Annotated in this window: 1 protein-coding gene and 1 pseudogene; both read left to right on the top strand. The window is 64.8% G+C overall.

What is annotated here, in order from left to right; translation table 11 throughout:
• A pseudogene (locus R1101_RS0124865) lies at nt 1-206 on the top strand (hypothetical protein); the annotation flags it as partial.
• Nucleotides 203-607, top strand: coding sequence for a DUF1304 domain-containing protein (locus tag R1101_RS0124870; protein ID WP_016935815.1), 405 nt, complete (start codon nt 203-205; stop codon nt 605-607). The pseudogene R1101_RS0124865 and the gene R1101_RS0124870, both read left to right, overlap by 4 nt.
• Nucleotides 608-745 lie beyond the last annotated feature (138 nt).

A 745-nucleotide genomic window follows, 5' to 3' on the forward strand; every position in this document is an offset into this window, starting at 1 on the left:
ATCGAGGCGGGACATCGAACACTTTCTCGGTGCTCACCGACGACGCGGCGTTCCTCCTCGTCTGTCCCGGTACCGGGATGAGAGGCTTCTTCACCGATCTCCACGCGCTGGGCGAGGCGCATCTTCCGGAGGAAGTGCTGACGAGCACACTCGCGCAGATCGCCGCTCGCTATGGCATCCGGTTCGCCGAGGAGGCTGCGACATGATCCTCATCGCGCAGCTCGCGGCGCTGGTCGCCGCCGCGATACACGTGCTGGCATTCGCGTGGGAGACGATCCTGTTCCGCCGCCCGAGCATTCACCGGGACTTGTTCCGCATCCCTACTGCGGATGTTCCGCCGGTACGGATGTGGGCGTTCAACGTCGGCTTCTACAACTTGTTCCTCGGATCCGGAGCCATCGCAGGGGTGATCGTGTGGTGGACCGGGCACGAAACCCCGGGTCGCACGCTCGTCGTCTATACATGTGCGTTCATGTTCTCGGCCGGGATCGCGCTGTTCGTCTCGGACCGGATGGCGATGAGTCGCCCACGTGGAGCCGGAGTGGTGGGGTCGCTGTGTCAGAGTGTGCCGTCGCTGGTCGCGCTCGTGGCGCTGGCACTGGCGTAGGTGCGGGGGCCATTCGCTCTGCGCCGGCACTATTGTCGACGGCATGGCTCTCCTGTACGACGCCGAACTGTCTCCCACCAAGAGCCGATTGCTGCGGGATTGGCTCCCACGAACGTCCTTCTACCGGGGTGGCGACTC

The organism is Rhodococcus sp. R1101 (assembly GCF_000278445.1).
In the GTDB taxonomy this organism is placed as follows: Bacteria; Actinomycetota; Actinomycetes; order Mycobacteriales; family Mycobacteriaceae; genus Rhodococcus; species Rhodococcus gordoniae.

What these genes read in the sequence shown, in the direction of transcription:
- R1101_RS0124870 (WP_016935815.1), top strand. Translation starts at nt 203, where the DNA reads ATGATCCTCATCGCGCAGCTCGCGGCGCTGGTCGCCGCCGCGATACAC.